11 protein-coding genes and 1 pseudogene are annotated in these 15,950 nt (G+C 77.0%); 7 read left to right on the top strand and 5 right to left on the bottom strand.

Annotated elements, in window-relative coordinates; translation table 11 throughout:
- Positions 1-20: 20 nt before the first annotated feature.
- Positions 21-2,355: pseudogene (locus tag LUW75_RS23450) on the bottom strand (serine/threonine-protein kinase).
- A 129-nt stretch (positions 2,356-2,484) separates the two neighbouring features.
- Positions 2,485-2,724 carry a DUF6480 family protein gene (locus LUW75_RS23445; protein ID WP_250337384.1) on the bottom strand — a complete coding sequence of 80 codons (240 nt, stop codon included), beginning with the start codon at positions 2,722-2,724 and terminating at the stop codon, positions 2,485-2,487.
- A 110-nt stretch (positions 2,725-2,834) separates the two neighbouring features.
- On the opposite strand from LUW75_RS23445, the gene LUW75_RS23440 reads away from it, so the two are divergent.
- Positions 2,835-4,415 (top strand): FAD-dependent oxidoreductase, encoded by a 1,581-nt coding sequence (locus tag LUW75_RS23440; RefSeq protein WP_250337383.1) that lies wholly within the window; start codon positions 2,835-2,837, stop codon positions 4,413-4,415.
- 102 nt (positions 4,416-4,517) lie between these two features.
- Here the strand turns inward: LUW75_RS23440 and LUW75_RS23435 are convergent, their stop codons facing one another.
- Positions 4,518-4,718 (bottom strand): hypothetical protein, encoded by a 201-nt coding sequence (locus LUW75_RS23435; protein ID WP_250337382.1) that lies wholly within the window; start codon positions 4,716-4,718, stop codon positions 4,518-4,520.
- 443 nt (positions 4,719-5,161) lie between these two features.
- Between LUW75_RS23435 and LUW75_RS23425 the strand changes: the two genes are divergently transcribed.
- The 3 genes from LUW75_RS23425 (at position 5,162) to LUW75_RS23415 (ending at position 9,495) form a co-directional block, all read left to right on the top strand.
- Complete coding sequence (locus tag LUW75_RS23425; protein ID WP_250337779.1) at positions 5,162-7,231, top strand: SpoIIE family protein phosphatase; 2,070 nt, start codon at positions 5,162-5,164, stop codon at positions 7,229-7,231.
- A gap of 217 nt (positions 7,232-7,448) precedes the next feature.
- Complete coding sequence (locus LUW75_RS23420) at positions 7,449-8,432, top strand: glutathione S-transferase family protein (RefSeq protein ID WP_250337381.1); 984 nt, start codon at positions 7,449-7,451, stop codon at positions 8,430-8,432.
- Positions 8,433-8,517: 85 nt separating this feature from the next.
- Positions 8,518-9,495 carry a YihY/virulence factor BrkB family protein gene (locus LUW75_RS23415; protein ID WP_250337380.1) on the top strand — a complete coding sequence of 326 codons (978 nt, stop codon included), beginning with the start codon at positions 8,518-8,520 and terminating at the stop codon, positions 9,493-9,495.
- Between the two features lie 34 nt (positions 9,496-9,529).
- On the opposite strand, the gene LUW75_RS23410 is transcribed toward LUW75_RS23415, so the two are convergent.
- Positions 9,530-10,417: a glucose 1-dehydrogenase gene (locus LUW75_RS23410; protein ID WP_250337379.1), complete on the bottom strand. Its 888-nt coding sequence runs from the start codon at positions 10,415-10,417 to the stop codon at positions 9,530-9,532.
- A gap of 104 nt (positions 10,418-10,521) precedes the next feature.
- Here LUW75_RS23410 and LUW75_RS23405 point away from each other — a divergent pair, with 104 nt between their 5' ends.
- Genes LUW75_RS23405 through LUW75_RS23395 form a run of 3 tightly spaced genes read left to right on the top strand, consistent with a single transcriptional unit; the run spans position 10,522 to position 14,868 of the window.
- Positions 10,522-12,891 (top strand): FHA domain-containing protein, encoded by a 2,370-nt coding sequence (locus LUW75_RS23405; protein ID WP_250337378.1) that lies wholly within the window; start codon positions 10,522-10,524, stop codon positions 12,889-12,891.
- Between the two features lie 7 nt (positions 12,892-12,898).
- Positions 12,899-13,858, top strand: coding sequence for an SH3 domain-containing protein (locus LUW75_RS23400; RefSeq protein WP_250337377.1), 960 nt, complete (start codon positions 12,899-12,901; stop codon positions 13,856-13,858).
- Positions 13,858-14,868, top strand: a complete 1,011-nt coding sequence (locus LUW75_RS23395; RefSeq protein WP_250337376.1) for a serine/threonine-protein kinase — start codon at positions 13,858-13,860, stop codon at positions 14,866-14,868. The genes LUW75_RS23400 and LUW75_RS23395 overlap by 1 nt, the downstream gene beginning before the upstream one ends.
- A 225-nt stretch (positions 14,869-15,093) precedes the next feature.
- Here LUW75_RS23395 and nadE read toward each other — a convergent pair whose 3' ends face one another.
- The gene (gene nadE, locus LUW75_RS23390) at positions 15,094-15,924 is read right to left on the bottom strand and encodes an ammonia-dependent NAD(+) synthetase (RefSeq protein WP_284453863.1); all 831 of its coding nucleotides are present in this window, start codon (positions 15,922-15,924) and stop codon (positions 15,094-15,096) included.
- Positions 15,925-15,950: the final 26 nt, after the last annotated feature.

Here is a 15,950-nt window from a genome sequence, read left to right as displayed (position 1 = left end):
CCGCCGGCCGCGTCGGGGCTTCAGCCGTCCGCCGCCCGCCGGGGGGCGGCGGCGACGCGCCGGTACACCTCGACCGCCTCGGCGTGCCGGCCGAGCTGCTCCAGGCACTGCGCCTCGTCGTTGCGGCTGGCGAGGGTGTCCGGGTGGTCCGGGCCGAAGGCCCGCTCGCGGGCCGCGGCGACGTGCCGGTACCCGGTGAGCGCCTCCTCCCAGCGGCCGAGCCAGCCCAGGCACACGGCGACCTCCCGGCCGCTGACCAGCGTGTCCGGGTGGTCCGGCCCCAGCGTCCTGCCGCGGGCCGCGGCGACCTCGCGGGCCTCGGCGAGGGCCTCCTCCCAGCGGCCCAGGCGGCCCAGGTTGACCCCGAGGGCGTGCCGGGCGCGCAGGGTCTCCGGGTCGTCGGGCCCCTGCGCCCGGGTGCGTGCCCCGACCAGTTCCCGGTACAGCTCCAGCGCCTCCCGGCCACGGCCCAGGCGGCCCAGGCAGATGCCCGCCTCGTAGCGGGCCGCGAGGGTGTCGGGGTGGTCCGGGCCCAGGGTGCGGGCGCGGCCCGCGGCGACCTCCCGGTAGGTGCCCAGCGCGTCCGCCCAGCGGTCGAGCCGGCCGAGGGTGTGGGCCACCTCGTGGAGCGTGGCCAGCGTGTCGGGGTGGCCGGGGCCGAGGAGCCGGGCGCGGGCGGTCGCCACCTCGTACGCCGTGCGGTACGCCTCCTCCAGGCGGCCCAGGCGGCCGAGGGTGAACGCGAGGTTGTGGCGGCAGCGCAGGGTGTCCGGGTGGTCGGCGCCCATGACGCGCTCGCGGGCGGCGAGGACGTCGGCGTACGCCCGGTGGGCCTCGCCGTGGCGGCCGAGCCGGCCCAGGACGTGGGCCGTCTCCTGGCGGGCGGTGAGTGTTTCGGGATGGTCCGGGCCCAGCACGCGGGCGCGGCCCTCGGCGACGCGGCCGAACAGGCGCAGCGCCTGGACGGACCGGCCGGCGCGGCTGAGGGCGAAGGCCTGTTCGTACCGGCTGGCCAGGGTGTCGGGGTGGTCGGGTCCGAGGACCTGTTCGCGCTCGTCGGCGACGGCCCGGTGCACCTCGCCGGCCTCCGTCCAGCGGCCCAGGCGGCCCAGGCTGAGCCCCGCGCTGTGGCGGCCGGCCAGGACGGCGAGGAGGCGCGGCTCCGGGGCGGGGGCCGGCAGCGGCGCGGGGGGCGCGGCCGGAACGGGGGGCAGGGCCGGAACGGGGGGCGTGACCGGGGCGGGGTGCGCCGGGCGCGGAGGCGTCGCCGCGCCGATCGTCCACCGGCCGGTGAGCACTCCCGCCGGATCGTCCGGCGGGAACGCCGCGTACGGCGGGACCGCGGCGACGGATCGGCGGCCGACGGTCATGGACCGGGTCCAGGCGGGGAGTCCGGGGGCGGCGGACCCGGAGGGGTTCGCGCCCGGGCGGTGCGGCGGGGCGATCCGGTAGGCGTCGGGCAGATGCGCGTCCGGGCGGTGGAGGGTGCCGGCGGGCAGGGCGGCGTGGCGGGTGCCGGTGATGCGGCGGCGCAGGTCGCCCGCGTCGGCGGGGCGGGCCTCGGGGGCCTTGGCGAGCAGGTCCAGCACGATCCGTTCGAACGGGGGCGGCAGGTCCGCGCGGCGCCGGCTGGGCGGTTCGGGCGGGGTGTCGCGGTGGCCGATGACGATCGCCCAGGCGTCCTCGTGGTCGAACGGCGGGGCCCCGGTGGCGATCTCGTAGAGCACGCAGCCCAGGGAGTACAGGTCGCTGCGGTGGTCGACCGGGCCGCCGCCGATCTGCTCGGGCGACATGTAGTGCGGCGTGCCCATGGCGATGCCGGTGCCGGTGAGGCGGGAGGAGGCGCCGAGGCCGGCTCCCAGGCGGGCTATCCCGAAGTCGCAGATCTTCACCGTGCCGTCCGCGAGCCGCATGATGTTCGCGGGTTTGAGGTCGCGGTGGACGATCCCCCGGCTGTGGGTGTAGGCGAGGGCGTCGGCGACCTGTTCGGCGATGTCGACGACATCGTGCACCGGCAGCGGGTGGTTCGCGTTGTCGCCCAGCAGCTGGCTGAGGTCGCGGCCCTCCAGCAGCTCCATCACCAGGTACAGCGTGCCCTCCGCCTCGCCGAAGTCGTGGACCACCGTCACGCCGCGGTGCTGGAGGGACGCGGCGACGCGGGCCTCGCGCCGGAACCGCTCCCGCAGCACCCGCAGGAGGTCCGGGTCCTGCCGCGGCCCCAGCGGTTTGAGGCACTTCACGGCGACCCTGCGGCCGAGCGACTCGTCGGTGGCCCGCCACACCTCCCCCCATGCCGCCGCGCCCGATCACCTCCAGCAGCCGGTAGCGGCCGTGGATGACCCTGGTCTCCGCCATCGCGTGCTGTCGCCCCCGTCGTTCGCTGCGCCTCCCCGGCGCCTCCAGTATGGCGCCCTGCGGGCGGGATCCGTACGGGCCGACACGGATGCCCGCGCCGCCCCGGGACGGGGCGGCGCGCGCCCGGGATCAGTCGGCGAGGGTCACCGCCCTGACGATGAAGAGGGCGGCGACCAGAACCACCAGGACCATGATGATCGTCATGGGGGCCTTCGCCCAGCCCGTCGGGGGGTTGTGGGTCTCCTGGGGGCCCGCGCCGGAGGTGCTGCCCTCGGCCGGCGGGGTGTCGCCGGGGACCGCCGAGCCGCCGGCGTCGAGACCGGCGGTGCGGTCGGGGTCGGGGTCTGGGGGGTTGATGTGGTGGGTCATGGGGGACGGGTGCGCAGCTCCGGGGATTTCATGCGTCCTCTCCGGGTACCCCGGACCTCTCCGGGCCCGTGCTGGCGGTCCGGGTACGGCCGCCGAGGAGGAGGGTGTCCATGGTCTTCGACCCGCTGTCCGGTTCGCTGTGGATGGAGTACGCGCCGGGACCGGCCCGGCCGGCCCTCGCGGGGCCGGTGGAGACGGAGGTCGCCGTCGTGGGCGGCGGCGTCGCGGGACTGTGCACGGCCTGGGAGCTGGCGCGGGCCGGCCACCCGGTGGTCCTGCTGGAGGCGGACCGGATCGCCACCGGCGTGACCGGGCACACGACGGCGAAGCTGTCGGCGCTGCACGGGCAGGTGTACGCGGACCTGAGGTCGGCGCACGGCGCGCGGGCGGCACGGCTGTACGCGCACTCGCAGCAGCTGGCCGTCGAGCGCGTGGCCGAGGTGAGCGAGGAGCTGGGCATCGACTGCGACCTCGAGCGCCTCCCCGCGTACACGTACGCGGAGGACCCCGGGCGGGCGGACGAACTGCGGGCCGAGGCGGAGGCGGCGCTGGAGGCGGGGCTCCCCGCGTCGTACGTGACGCGGACGCCGCTGCCCTTCCCGGTGGCGGGCGCGGTGCGGATGGAGGCGCAGGCGCAGTTCCACCCGAGGAAGTACCTGCTGGGGCTCGCCGCGGACCTGGAGCGGCTCGGCGGGCGGATCTACGAGCGGACCCGGGTGACGCGGCTGAAGGAGGGCACGCCGTGCGAGCTGACCACCGAGCGGGGCGACACGGTGGTCGCGCGGCACGTGGTGGTGGCCACGCACTACCCGGTGTTCGACCGGGCGCTGCTGTTCACCCGGCTGGAGCCGAAGCGGGAGCTGGTCGTGGCGGGCCCGATCCCGGCGGACCGCGACCCCGGCGGGGTGTTTTTGACGTCGGAGGGCGGTACGCGGTCGGTCCGGACGGCCCCCACCGGGCGTGAGGGGACGCGGATGCTGATCGTGACCGGTGAGAAGTTCACGCCGGGCACCGCCGGGGAGGGCGAGGTCGGCGAGCGGTTCGCCCGGCTGGAGGAGTGGGCGCGGGAGCGGTTCGGTCCGCTGGAGGTCACCCACCGGTGGGCGACGCAGGACAACTGGACGACGGACCGGCTGCCGTACGTGGGGCGGCTGCACGCCGGGGCGCGGCACGTGTACGTGGCGACCGGGTTCGCCGGGTGGGGCATGAGCGGCGGGGTGATGGCCGGGGCGCTGCTGGCGGCGCGGATCCGGGGCCGGGACTCGGCCTGGACGTCGCTGTACGACCCGGTGCGGCTGAGCCCGCTGCGGGAGGTGCCCGCCATGCTGCGGCTCCAGGCGCGGGTGGCGAAGCACTTCGTGGGCGACCGGACGCCCGGCGCGTACGCCGACTCGGCCGCGGACGTGGGTCCCGGCCAGGGAGCCGTGGTGCGGGTCGGCGGGCGGCTGCTCGCGGTGCACCGGGACCGGGAGGGGGCGCTGCACACGGTGTCCGCGCGCTGTACGCACCTCGGGTGCGTGGTGCACTTCAACGACGCGGAGACCACCTGGGAGTGCCCGTGCCACGGGTCGCGTTTCGACGTGGAGGGGCGGGTCGTGGAGGGGCCGGCGACGCGCCCCCTGGACCGGGAGGACGCGGAGGGGGTGGAGGGCCCGGACGCGCGCGGCCGCGCGGGGGACGGCGAGGACTGAGCGGGGCGGCGGCCCCCGGGAGGGCCCTTCCGGGGGCGGGCCCTTCCGGGCGCGGTGCGCGGCACGGGCCTCCCGGGGCGGGGTCGGTCAGGACGGGGTCGGTCAGGGCAGGAGTTCGTCGAGGGCCGCCCTGCCCTTCTCGGCCATCCTGCGCTCAGCCCAGGCGAGGTTCTCGGGGTTCACGTCGCGTCCGGAGGCCAGGACCAGGTCCTCGGCGCTGAACTCGCCCTCCGCGCCGCTGTGCAGGAGGGCGTCGGGGGTGACGCCGCCCCGCCGGGAGTTCGTCTCGGGTTCTTCGGTCATGCCGCCTCCTTGTTCGTCCGGCACTCGCCATTGTCGTCGCCGGCCGGCGCGTGCGCGACCTCGGGACGGACCGCTTCCCGGAAGGGGGTCGCGGCCCGGGGCCGGCGGTGGCGGGCGGCCCGCACGGGCGCGGGGGCCGTCGCCGTCCGCGTCCCGGCTCCTTCACGACGGTCGTGCCGCCCCGCGGGGCGCCCCCGCCCGGCGGGGTGCTCGCGCCCCGCGGAGGGACCGGGCGGCGCGCGGTGGCCGCGTCCCCCGCCCACCGGCCGCGCGCGGCGCGCGATCCGCCGCCCGTGCGCCCCGGGGCGACGGGGGCTCCGGGCGGCCGGGTTCCGTGCGGAGCCCCGCCTCCGCCGTTCCCGGCGGCGCGACCGCGGGAACGCCGCGGACGGGCGGCGCCGACGCCTTGGCGCCGCCCGCCGGCGGGCTCGACAATGGGGGGGATGACGGACAGACGGGCGTTCGGCGGGGAGCGGGGGCACGGCGGCGAGATCGGGCCGGCCGAGCGGCTCGCCATGAACCGCACGGGCAGTTTCGACTGGGACCTCGGCTCCGGCACGATCGACGTCGACGTGGCGGGGCTGCTGGTGTTCGGACAGGACCCCGACGCCTTCGACGCGAGGCCCGAGACGCTGGTGGGGCGGCTCGACCGGGTGGAGCGGGAGCGGCTGGACGGCGTGGTCAAGGAGGCGCTGACCAGCGGCCGGTCCTCGTACGCGGCGCACTTCCGGCTGGTGCGGGACGACGGCTCGGGGCAGTGGACGCACGTGCAGGCGCGCATCCTGCGGGACCGCGACGGCCGGGCCCACCGGATCGTGGGGATCGTCCGCGACGCGACCGCCGAGGTGACGCACTCGGAGTTCGTGACGGAACTGGAGCGGCGCCGCCGGCGCCAGACCGACATGGTGGAGCGGTCGACGCGGGCCCTGGCGCGGGCGGTGACCGTCGACGACGTGACGGCGGCGCTGACCGGGCCCGGCGGCCTCGCCCGGCTCGGCGCCGACGGGCTGGCGCTGGGCCTGGTGGAGAACGGCTCGCTGAACCTCATCGCGCTGAGCGGCGAGTCCCTGGAGGCGCTGGAGGGCCTGGGGGCGCGGCGGTTGGAGAGCGGGCTGCCGCTGCACGAGACGGTGCTGAGCGGGCGGCCGCTGTTCACCGGCTCGTTCCAGGAGCTGATCGGGGAGTACCCGCTGCTCGCCCCGCTGGCGGGCCGGCTGCCGTTCCGGGCGGCGGCGTACCTGCCGCTGGTCGCGCAGGCGCGCACGCTGGGCGGCATGGTGCTGTTCTACCGGCGCCGGACGGCGTTCAGCGCGGACGAGCGGAACCTGGCGCTGGGCCTCGCGGCGATCGTCGCGCAGTCCCTCCAGCGGGCGATCCTCTTCGACGAGGAGCGGGAGCTGGCCACGGGCCTGCAGGCGACGATGCTGCCGCGCCGCATCCCGAGGATCGACGGCGGCGAGATCGCCGTGCGGTACCACTCGGCGTGGAGCGGCCGGCAGGTCGGGGGCGACTGGTACGACGTGATCCCGCTGCCCAGGGGGCGCGTCGGGATCGTCGTGGGCGACGTGCAGGGCCACGACACCCACGCCGCGGCGATCATGGGCCAGCTGCGCATCGCCCTGCGCGCCTACGCGGGCGAGGGGCACGCGCCCTCGACGGTGCTGGCCCGGGCGTCGCGGTTCCTGGCGGAGCTGGACACCGAGCGGTTCGCGACGTGCACGTACGCCCAGGTCGACCTGGACACGGGCACGGCGCGGGCGGTACGGGCGGGGCATCTGGGGCCGCTGATCCGCCACACGGACGGGCGGGTGGGGATGCCGAAGCTGCAGGGCGGGCTGCCGCTGGGCATCGCGTCGGTGTTCGGGGACGAGGAGTACCCGGAGACGCGGCTGGACCTGGTGCCCGGCGAGACGCTGGTGATGTGCACGGACGGCCTGGTGGAGGAGCCGGGCGCGGACATCGGCCGGGGCGTGGACGCGCTGGCCGAGGCGGTCGCGGCGGGGCCGCCGGACGCCGAGGCCCTCGCCGACCACCTGTCGCGGAGGCTCTGGCAGCGGTGGGGGGCGGGCGACGACGTGGCCCTGCTGGTGCTGCGGCGCAGTCCGGACCCGGGCACGGCACGGGCGCCGCGCGTCCACCAGTACGTGCACCAGGCGGATCCGGAGGGTCTGTCCGAGGCGCGGGCGGTGGTGCGGCGGGCGCTGCGCGACTGGGGGATGCGCGGGTACGCGGACGACGCCGAGCTGCTCACCGGGGAGTTGCTGGGCAACGTGCTGCTGCACACGGAGGGCGGGGCGGTGCTGACGCTGGAGGTGCTGCCGGAGCCGGTGCGGCGGGTGCGGCTCACGGTGCGGGACCGGTCCAGCGCCTGGCCCCGGCGCCGCACGCCGGGCGAGGCGGCGACGTCGGGGCGGGGGCTGCTGCTCCTGGAGGCGCTGTCGGCGCGGTGGGGCGTCGAGCCGCGCGGCGAGGGGAAGGCCGTGTGGTGCGAGATCGGCCCGGCGGGGGCGTGACGGCCCGGGCGGGGAGGGCGGGGTCCCGGTGAGGGGCCGCCCTCCCCGCCCGGGGGGCCCGGGCCGGCGGCGGGGCACCGGCCGACGGGTCCGCCGAGCGCGGCGGCGTCCTTTGGCCCGACCGCTTCGCCCCGGGTGATCCGGGCGTACGGGGGCCCTCCGCCGCGGGACCGTGCCGGGCGGCATCGGCCGGTCCGGGGCGGGTACCCGCCGGCGCATGGGTGACGAGGGACGTTTCCAGCGCGCGTCCGGCCGGTTCGCCGACCGGATCACCGAGGACGGGCGGGACGGCTGGCCGGTGGAGGCGGGGCGGTACCGGCTGGTGGTGAGCAGGGCCTGCCCGTGGGCGAGCCGCTCCCTGGTGGTGCGGCGGCTGCTGGGGCTGGAGGAGGCGCTGTCGCTGGCCGTGGCGGACCCCGTGCAGGACGAGCGGAGCTGGCGCTTCACCCTCGACCCGGACGGCCGCGACCCGGTGCTGGGCATCCGGTTCCTGTCCGAGGCGTACGAGGCGCGCGAGCCGGGGCAGCCGGGCGGGGTGAGCGTGCCGGCGGTCGTCGACGTGCCGAGCGGCCGGCTCGTCACCAACGACTACCAGCGCATCACCCTGGACCTGGAGACCGAGTGGACCCGGCTGCACCGCCCCGGCGCCCCCGACCTGTACCCGGAGCACCTGCGCGACGAGATCGACGAGCGGATGGACGGCGTCTTCCGGGACGTCAACAACGGCGTCTACGAGGCCGGGTTCGCGACCTCCCAGGAGGCGTACGACGAGGCCTACGGGCGGTTGTTCGCCCGGCTGGACCAGCTGTCGGAGCACCTGGCGGGGCGGCGCTACCTGGTGGGCGACACGATCACCGAGGCCGACGTGCGGCTGTTCACCACGCTGGTGCGGTTCGACGCCGTGTACCACGGCCACTTCAAGTGCAACCGCAACAAGCTGGCCGAGGACCGGGTGCTGTGGGCGTACGCGCGGGACCTGTTCCAGACGCCCGGCTTCGGCGACACGGTGGACTTCGACCACGTCAAACGCCACTACTACGTCGTGCACGGGCACATCAACCCGACCCGGATCGTCCCGCGCGGCCCGGACCTGCGCGGCTGGCGCTCCCCGCACCACCGCGAGGAGCTGGGCGGGCGCCCGTTCGGGGACGGGACGCCGCCCGGGCCGCCGCCCGCGGACGAGGTGGTCGTCCCCCTCTGAGAGCCCCCGCCCGCAGGGGCCGCCGTCCGGCCCGCTCCGGACGGCGGCCGGGTTGGGCCGCCCGCGGCGGGTAACCCGTGGGGGCATGGTGAATCACGACGACGGTCCGGGCGACCTGCCCGCCCGGTCCTGGCGGGCGGTGGTGCGGCGCACGGCCAGGGAGGCGCTCGACGACGAGCTCCCGGACCGGGCGGCCGCCCTCACCTACTACGGGGTCCTGTCGGTCTTCCCGGCCCTGCTGGTGCTGGTGGCCTCGCTCGGCGCGGCCGGCGACCCGGCGACCCGCTCCCTGCTGGACGGCTTCGGGCAGCTCGCGCCCGGCCCGGCGCGGGATCTGCTGAGCGGCGCGGTGCGCCGGTTGCAGGAGGCACGCGGGACGAGCGGGCTGGTGGCGGCGGTGGGCCTGGCCACCGCCGTCTGGTCGGCGTCCGGGTACGTGGCGGCGTTCATCCGGGCGGCCAACGCCGTGTACGACCTGCCGGAGGGCCGCCCGGTGTGGAAGCTGACGCCGCTGCGCGTCGGGCTCACGCTGCTGCTGATGGTGCTGCTGGCGGCGAGTTCCGTGATCGTGGTGTTCACGGGGCCGCTCGCGCGCCGCGCCGGGGACGTGATCGGCGCCGGGGACGCGGCCGTGACGGCGTGGGGCGTGGCCAAGTGGCCGGTGCTGGTGCTCCTGGTGGCGATGATGGTGACCCTGCTGTACTGGCGGGCGCCCAACGTCCGCGGCCAGGGCCTGCGCTGGCTGGGTCCGGGGAGCGTGGTGGCGGTGCTGCTGTGGCTGCTGGCCTCGGGCGGGTTCGCGCTGTACGCGGCGAACTTCGGTTCCTACAACAAGACGTACGGGACGCTGGCCGGGGCGGTGGTCTTCCTGGTCTGGCTGTGGCTGACCAACCTGGCGGTGCTGCTGGGCCTGGAGCTGGACGCGGAGCTGGCCCGCCAGCGGGCGATCCTGGCCGGCCTCCCCCCGACGGAGGAGCCGTACGTGGAGCCGCGGGACACCAGGAGGTGGCCGCCGGTGCTCCGGGGCCGCGTCGCCCGGCGGAGGCGCCGCCGGGCGCGGTGACGGGCGGGGCGACCCGGAGCACGGCGGGGCGCCGTCAGGGCAGCGGCGTGCCGCCCGTGGCGTTCATGATCTCGCCGGTGATGTAGCTCGCACCGGGCGAGGCGAGGAAGACGTAGGCCGGGGCCATCTCCGCGGGCTGGGCCGGCCGCCCGAGCGGCGACTGCCTGCCGAACTCCGCCGTCTCCGGCATGGTCGCCGGGATCAGCGGCGTCCACACCGGCCCGGGGGCCACGGCGTTGACGCGGATGCCGCGCGGGGCGAGGTCCTGGGCGAGGCCCTGGGTGAAGGTGACGATGGCGCCCTTGGTCATGGCGTAGTCGAGCAGCGGCGGGCTGGGCTTGTAGGCCTGCACGGACGCGCTGTTGATCACGCAACCGCCCTCGGGGATGTGCGGCAGGGCGGCCTTGGTGATCCAGAACATGCCGTACAGGTTGGTCCTCATCACCCGGTCGAACTGCTCGGTGGTGATGCCCTCGATCCCCTCGGTCCTGGCCATCTGGTACGCGGCGTTGTTCACCAGCACGTCGATGCGGCCGAACTCGGTCGCGGCCCGCTCGACGAGGGCCCGGCACGCCTCCTCGTCGCGGATGTCGCACGGCACGGCGACGGCCTTGCGGCCGGCGTCCTCGACGAGGCGGGCGGTCTCGCGGGCGTCGTCGGCCTCCTCCGGGAGGTGGGCGAAGAGCACGTCGGCACCCTCGCGCGCGTAGGCGAGGCAGACCGCGCGGCCGATCCCGGAGTCGCCTCCGGTGACGAGGGCGACGCGGTCCCGCAGCAGGTCGCCGCCCCGGTAGGACTCCTCGCCGTGGTCGGGGCGGGGCCGCATGGCGTCGGTGCGGCCCGGGTGCGGCTGCTCCTGCTCGGGGAAGTCCGGCCTCGGGTGGGCGGTCGCGGGGTTCTCGGGTGTGCGGTCGGGCGTCATGGGTCCTCCTGTCGGGCGGTCGGGTCGGTCTCCGCGTTCCCCTCCCCCGGGAGGCACACTCCGCCCATCGGGCGCATCAGGGGGCGAAAAGCTAGAATTCCCTCATGGGAGAGCGGTCCGTCGTGCCCACCGCACCCGAGCTGGTCGTCGACGTCGACGGATGCTCCACGGTGCTGCGCCCGAGCCACGTCTACCGCGTCGGGCGCGACCCGGCGAGCGACATCCCCCTCGCCGACGGCCGGGTCTCGTGGCACCACGCGGTGTTCCGCGAGGAGGCCGGCCGGTGGACGGTCCGGGACGAGGGCAGCACCAACGGCACGTACGCGGACGGCCTGCGCGTCGCCGAGCGGGACGTGCACGCCGGTACGGTGCTGCGCTTCGGCCACCCGCAGGACGGCCCGGCCGCCGTCCTGTCGGACGCCGGGGCGGCCGCCCCTCCCCCGCCGGCCGCCGCGGACGGACCCGCGCCGGCGCCCGTGTCGCCGTCCGCCCCGACCGGGGCCTTCCGCCGCCCCACCTCCGTGCGCCCCCTGCCGGACCGGACCGTCCGCATCGGCCGCGCCGGGGACAACGACGTGGTCGTCGACGACCTCGTGGTCTCCCGCCACCACGCCGAGCTGCGCCTCCACCCCGACGGGACGTACCGGATCCACGACCTCGGCAGCCACAACGGCACGTTCCTCAACGGCCGCCCGGTCGACGAGGCCCGCGTGGACCCCGAGGACGTCGTCGGCATCGGCCACCGCGCGTACCGCGTCGCGGCGGGGCGCCTCGTCGAGTACACCGACACCGGCGAGGTCTCCCTCGACGTGCAGGGGCTCACCGTCACGGTCGACGGCGGCCGCAGGACCCTCCTCGACGGGGTGACGTTCCCCGTCGGGGAGAGGGCGCTCCTCGGCGTCGTCGGCCCCAGCGGCTCCGGCAAGTCGACGCTGCTGAACGCCCTGACGGGTCTGCGGCCCGCCGACCGCGGCACCGTCCTGTACGACGGGCGCGACCTGTACCGGCAGTACGCGGAGCTGCGCCAGCGCATCGGGCTCGTGCCGCAGGACGACATCCTGCACCTGCAGCTGACGGTGCGCCGCGCCCTCGGGTACGCCGCCGAGCTGCGCTTCCCGGAGGACGCCGGGAAGGCGGAACGGCAGGCGCGCGTCGAGGAGGTGATGCGGGAGCTGGGCCTGGAGCAGCGCGCCGACCAGCCCGTGCACAGCCTCTCGGGCGGTCAGCGCAAACGGGTCAGCGTCGCCCTGGAGCTGCTGACGAAGCCGTCGCTGCTCTTCCTCGACGAACCGACGTCCGGCCTGGACCCGGGCATGGACCGGTCGGTGATGCACATGCTGCGCGGGCTCGCGGACGACGGGCGCACCGTCGTCGTCGTCACCCACAGCGTGCTCAGCCTCGACGTGTGCGACCGGCTGCTGGTCCTCGCGCCGGGCGGCCGGACCGCCTACTACGGGCCGCCCGGCGACGCGCTCGGCTTCTTCGGCTGCGCCCAGTGGCCGGAGGCGTTCGAGGCGTTCGAGAACGACCGGGAGCGGGACTGGGCGGCCCGGTTCCGCGGCTCGGAGCACTGCGAGCGGTACGTCGAGGCCGCGATGCGGCGCCCCGCCGAGCCCCGGCCGGACGGGGCCGCCGTCCCGCCGCCCCCGCCGCCGAAGCCCCAGAGCTGGGGCTCCCAGCTGCGCACCCTGGTGCGGCGGTACGCGGCGGCGCTGAGCGCCGACCGGACCTTCCTGGCGATCATGGTGGCGCTGCCGTTCGTGATGGGCGCGATGGCGCGGGCCCTGTCGGAGGGGAGGCTGGGCCCGGAGTCGACGCTGAACGTGCTGCTGATCCTGTGTGTGGGCGGCGTGCTGACGGGCGCCGCCAACGCGGTGCGGGAGCTGGTGAAGGAGCGGACCGTCTACCGCCGGGAGAGAGCCGTCGGCCTGTCCCGGTCGGCGTACCTGATGTCGAAGGTGGTCGTCCTCGGCCTGGTCACGGTCGTGCAGGCGGTCGTGCTCACCCTGGTCGCGCTGGTCGGCGTGCCGATGGGCGTGCCGGACGGGCGGGGCGTGCTGCTGCCGCCGCTCGCGGAGGTGGCGCTGGCGGTGGCGGCGCTGTCGTTCACCGCGATGATGCTGGGCCTCGCCGTGTCCGCCCTGGTGCGCAAGGAGGAGGTCACCATGCCGCTGCTGGTGCTCCTCGCGATCGTGCAGGTGGTCTTCTGCGGGGCGCTGCTGTCCGTGCGCGGGACGCCGGTGCTGGAGCAGTTGGCGTGGCTGGTGCCCTCCCGGTGGGCGTTCGCCGCGATGGCCGCGACCGTGGACCTGGGCGCCACGGTGCCGGGCGAGCGGTCGAAGGACCCGCTGTTCGCGCACACCCCGCCGACGTGGCTGTTCGACATGGGGGTGCTGCCGGCGCTCGCCCTCGTCCTCGGTTTCCTGGTGGCGAGGCTGCTGCGCCGCCACGAGCCGGTGATCATGCGGAAGTAGGCGTGCCATGACCTTCGCCGCCCCGGCGGGCGGGCCGGCCCCCGAGGACTTCCGGCCCACCCACGTGGTACCGCGCCACGGCATGCCCGCGTGGGAGACCCCGGGCACGGCCAGGCCGACGGTGCCGCTGGACCCCTTCCTCCCGGTGCGGCTGCTGGAGCGGACGGGCGACTGGGCGCGGGTCCTGTGCTCGAACGGCTGGTCGGCCTGGGTGGACGGGCGGCTGCTGGTGTCCGTGCCGGAGGACCCGCCGGCCACGGAGCGGGAGACGGCCCGGACCGCGGACCCGCGGCCGCTGCTGGCGCGCGCGGAGGCGTCGCTGGGCCGGTACCGGCGGGCGGCGGAGGACCTGGCGGCGGGCCGGACGGACGGCGAGGGGTTCCGTCGGGGCACCGGCGGGCTGCGGCTGGGCGTCGTCGTCGAGGGCGAGGCGATGTGGCTGTACGACGCGGAGCACGAGCGGTGGCTGTACTGCGACGGCACCCGCCTGGCCGAGTACGCCGCGCCGTCGGCGCCGTCGGCGTCCTCGGCGTCGTCGGGACGGCCGGTCCGCGAGCCGCCCGGGCGGGAGCCGGAACCGGCGGCGCCGCTCCCGGAGGACGGCGCCGGGCGCGAGCCGACCCGGGTGGTGGCGCCGCCGTGGGAGGCGGCGCCCTCCGGCGGGGAGGGCGGCGGGCGCGGACCGGGCGCCCCGGCGGGCGCGGACCGGTGGCCGGCGCCGCCGGACTCCTCCGGCGGGGACGCGGCGCCACCCGGCCCCGGGCACGAGCCCACCCGCGTCGTCGCCGCCGGCACCGGGCCCGAACCGACGCGGACCGTGCCGGCGGCGCAGCCCGGCGACGGGACCGGCGGGCCGCGGCCGTCCGCCGCCCCGGAGCGGCCCGCCGCCGCGGAGCCGACGCGGACGGTCGACGCGCCGGGGACAGGGCGCGGCGGCACGTCGGGCGACCGGGCGGGTGAGGGGTGATGGCGTCGGGCGTCGACCTGCCCGCCGGGCGGCCGTCGGGGCTGGTGGGGCAGCGGGTCGCGCACTACCGGATCGACGCCGAGGTCGGCCGCGGCGGCATGGCGGTCGTGTACCGGGCGACGGACCTGCGGCTGGGCCGGACCGTGGCGCTGAAGCTCCTGGCGCCGGAGCTGGCCCGCAACGACACGTTCCGCAAGCGGTTCACGCACGAGTCGCGGGTGGCCGCCGCGATCGACCACCCGAACATCGTGCCGGTCTTCGAGGCCGGCGAGACCCGGGGCCTGCTGTACATCGCCATGCGGTACGTGCCGGGGCAGGACCTGCGGGCGCTGCTGGACCGCACCGGCCCGCTGCCCGTCGCCACGGCGCTGCGGATCGCCGTGCAGATCGCGTCGGCACTGGACGCGGCGCACGCCCACGACCTGGTGCACCGGGACGTGAAGCCGGGCAACGTCCTGGTCGCCGAGGGGACGGACAGCGAGCGGCCCGAGCACGTCTACCTCACGGACTTCGGGCTGACGAAGAAGTCGCTCTCCCTGACCGGCTTCACCAGCGTCGGCCAGTTCGTGGGCACCCTCGACTACGTGGCGCCGGAGCAGATCTCGGGGCGGCCCGTGGACGGCCGGTGCGACGTGTACAGCCTGGGGTGCGTCGTCCACGAGACGCTGACCGGCGCGCCCCCGTTCCTCCGGGACGACGACATGGCCCTGCTCTGGGCGCACCAGTACGACCCCCCGCCCCCGCTGAGCGACGTGCGGCCGGGGCTGCCGCCCGGGCTGGACGGGGTGCTGGCGAAGGCGCTGGCGAAGGCCCCGGAGCACCGGTTCGACTCGTGCATGGGGTTCGTGGCGGAGCTGCGGCGGGCGGCGGACCGCGGGGAGGACGGCGGGCGGGGCGCGGGCGGCCCGGCGGAGGGGCCTCCCCCGTCGCCCGCCGGGCCGCCGCCCCCGCCGCCCGCTCCTCCCCGGTGGGCACTGCCCGTCTTCCGCCACGGCCGGCCCGCGCCGTGACACCGGCGCGCGGCCGGACACGGAGGCCGCCCCGCCCGCGGTTCCGCGCGGCGCCGCGGGCGGGGCGGTCGCGCGCCGCGGTCCGCCGGGCCGCGGGAGCCGTGCGCGGCCCCCGCCCCGGCGTCCGGGCGCCGGGGCCGTCCCGCTCGCCGGCCGGCCCGCGGACGGGCCGGGGGCCCCGCTCGCCGGGGCCGCCCTTCAGGGGCGCGGGAAGGGGCACTTCCCTCAGGGCGTGAGGGGCAGCCGGCGCTTGTGGTCGGTGAGGCGGTAGCGGTTCACGATCGTCTCCCGGGCGTGCCCGTCCACGGACCTGCCCTCCAGGAAGTCGTCGATGTCGTCGTAGGTGACCCCGAGCGCCTCCTCGTCGGCCCGGCCCGGGGCGAGGGTCTCCAGGTCTGCCGTCGGGGTCTTCCGCACCAGCTCGGCGGGGGCGCCCAGCGCGGCCGCGACGGCGCGCACCCGGCGCTTGGTCAGGCCGGCCAGCGGCATCAGGTCGGCGGCGCCGTCGCCGAACTTGGTGAAGAAACCGGAGACCGCCTCGGCGGCGTGGTCGGTGCCGACGACCAGGCCGTCGTGCGCTCCGGCCACCGCGTACTGGGCGATCATGCGCTGCCGGGCCTTGATGTTGCCGAGCACGAAGTCCTGGTGGCGGGCGTCGCGGAAGCTCACGCCGGCGGCCAGCAGGGCCTCGAGGGCGGCGTCGCTCGCGGGCCTGACGTCCACGGTCAGTACGTGGTCGGCCCGGATGAAGGCGAGCGCGAGCCGGGCGTCGTGCTCGTCGGCCTGGACCCCGTAGGGCAGCCGCATGGCGTGGAACCGCGCCTCGTGCCCGGCGGCCCGGGCCCGCTCGACGGCGAGCTGGCACAGCCGGCCGGCGGTGGTGGAGTCGACGCCTCCGCTGATGCCGAGCACGAGGGAGCGCAGACCCGTGGAGGTCAGCCGCTCGGCGAGGAAGGCCACCCGGCGCTCGATCTCCCGCTCGGCCTCGAAGGTACCGGCGACCCCGAGTTCCCGGGCTATCTCCTGCTGCAGGGCGATGGATGCCGCCTCGCTCACGTCCGCTCCTCGGTTCCGGTCCGCGC

The organism is Streptomyces sp. MRC013, from assembly GCF_023614235.1.
Lineage (GTDB): Bacteria > Actinomycetota > Actinomycetes > Streptomycetales > Streptomycetaceae > Streptomyces.
Note: the sequence above shows the minus strand (reverse complement) of the source record. Positions and strands in the feature narration are given on the sequence as shown.

What these genes read in the sequence shown, in the direction of transcription:
- LUW75_RS23445 (WP_250337384.1), bottom strand. Translation starts at nt 2,724, where the DNA reads ATGACCCACCACATCAACCCCCCAGACCCCGACCCCGACCGCACCGCC.
- LUW75_RS23440 (WP_250337383.1), top strand. Translation starts at nt 2,835, where the DNA reads ATGGTCTTCGACCCGCTGTCCGGTTCGCTGTGGATGGAGTACGCGCCG.
- LUW75_RS23435 (WP_250337382.1), bottom strand. Translation starts at nt 4,718, where the DNA reads ATGACCGAAGAACCCGAGACGAACTCCCGGCGGGGCGGCGTCACCCCC.
- LUW75_RS23425 (WP_250337779.1), top strand. Translation starts at nt 5,162, where the DNA reads ATGACGGACAGACGGGCGTTCGGCGGGGAGCGGGGGCACGGCGGCGAG.
- LUW75_RS23420 (WP_250337381.1), top strand. Translation starts at nt 7,449, where the DNA reads ATGGGTGACGAGGGACGTTTCCAGCGCGCGTCCGGCCGGTTCGCCGAC.
- LUW75_RS23415 (WP_250337380.1), top strand. Translation starts at nt 8,518, where the DNA reads ATGGTGAATCACGACGACGGTCCGGGCGACCTGCCCGCCCGGTCCTGG.
- LUW75_RS23410 (WP_250337379.1), bottom strand. Translation starts at nt 10,417, where the DNA reads ATGACGCCCGACCGCACACCCGAGAACCCCGCGACCGCCCACCCGAGG.
- LUW75_RS23405 (WP_250337378.1), top strand. Translation starts at nt 10,522, where the DNA reads ATGGGAGAGCGGTCCGTCGTGCCCACCGCACCCGAGCTGGTCGTCGAC.
- LUW75_RS23400 (WP_250337377.1), top strand. Translation starts at nt 12,899, where the DNA reads ATGACCTTCGCCGCCCCGGCGGGCGGGCCGGCCCCCGAGGACTTCCGG.
- LUW75_RS23395 (WP_250337376.1), top strand. Translation starts at nt 13,858, where the DNA reads ATGGCGTCGGGCGTCGACCTGCCCGCCGGGCGGCCGTCGGGGCTGGTG.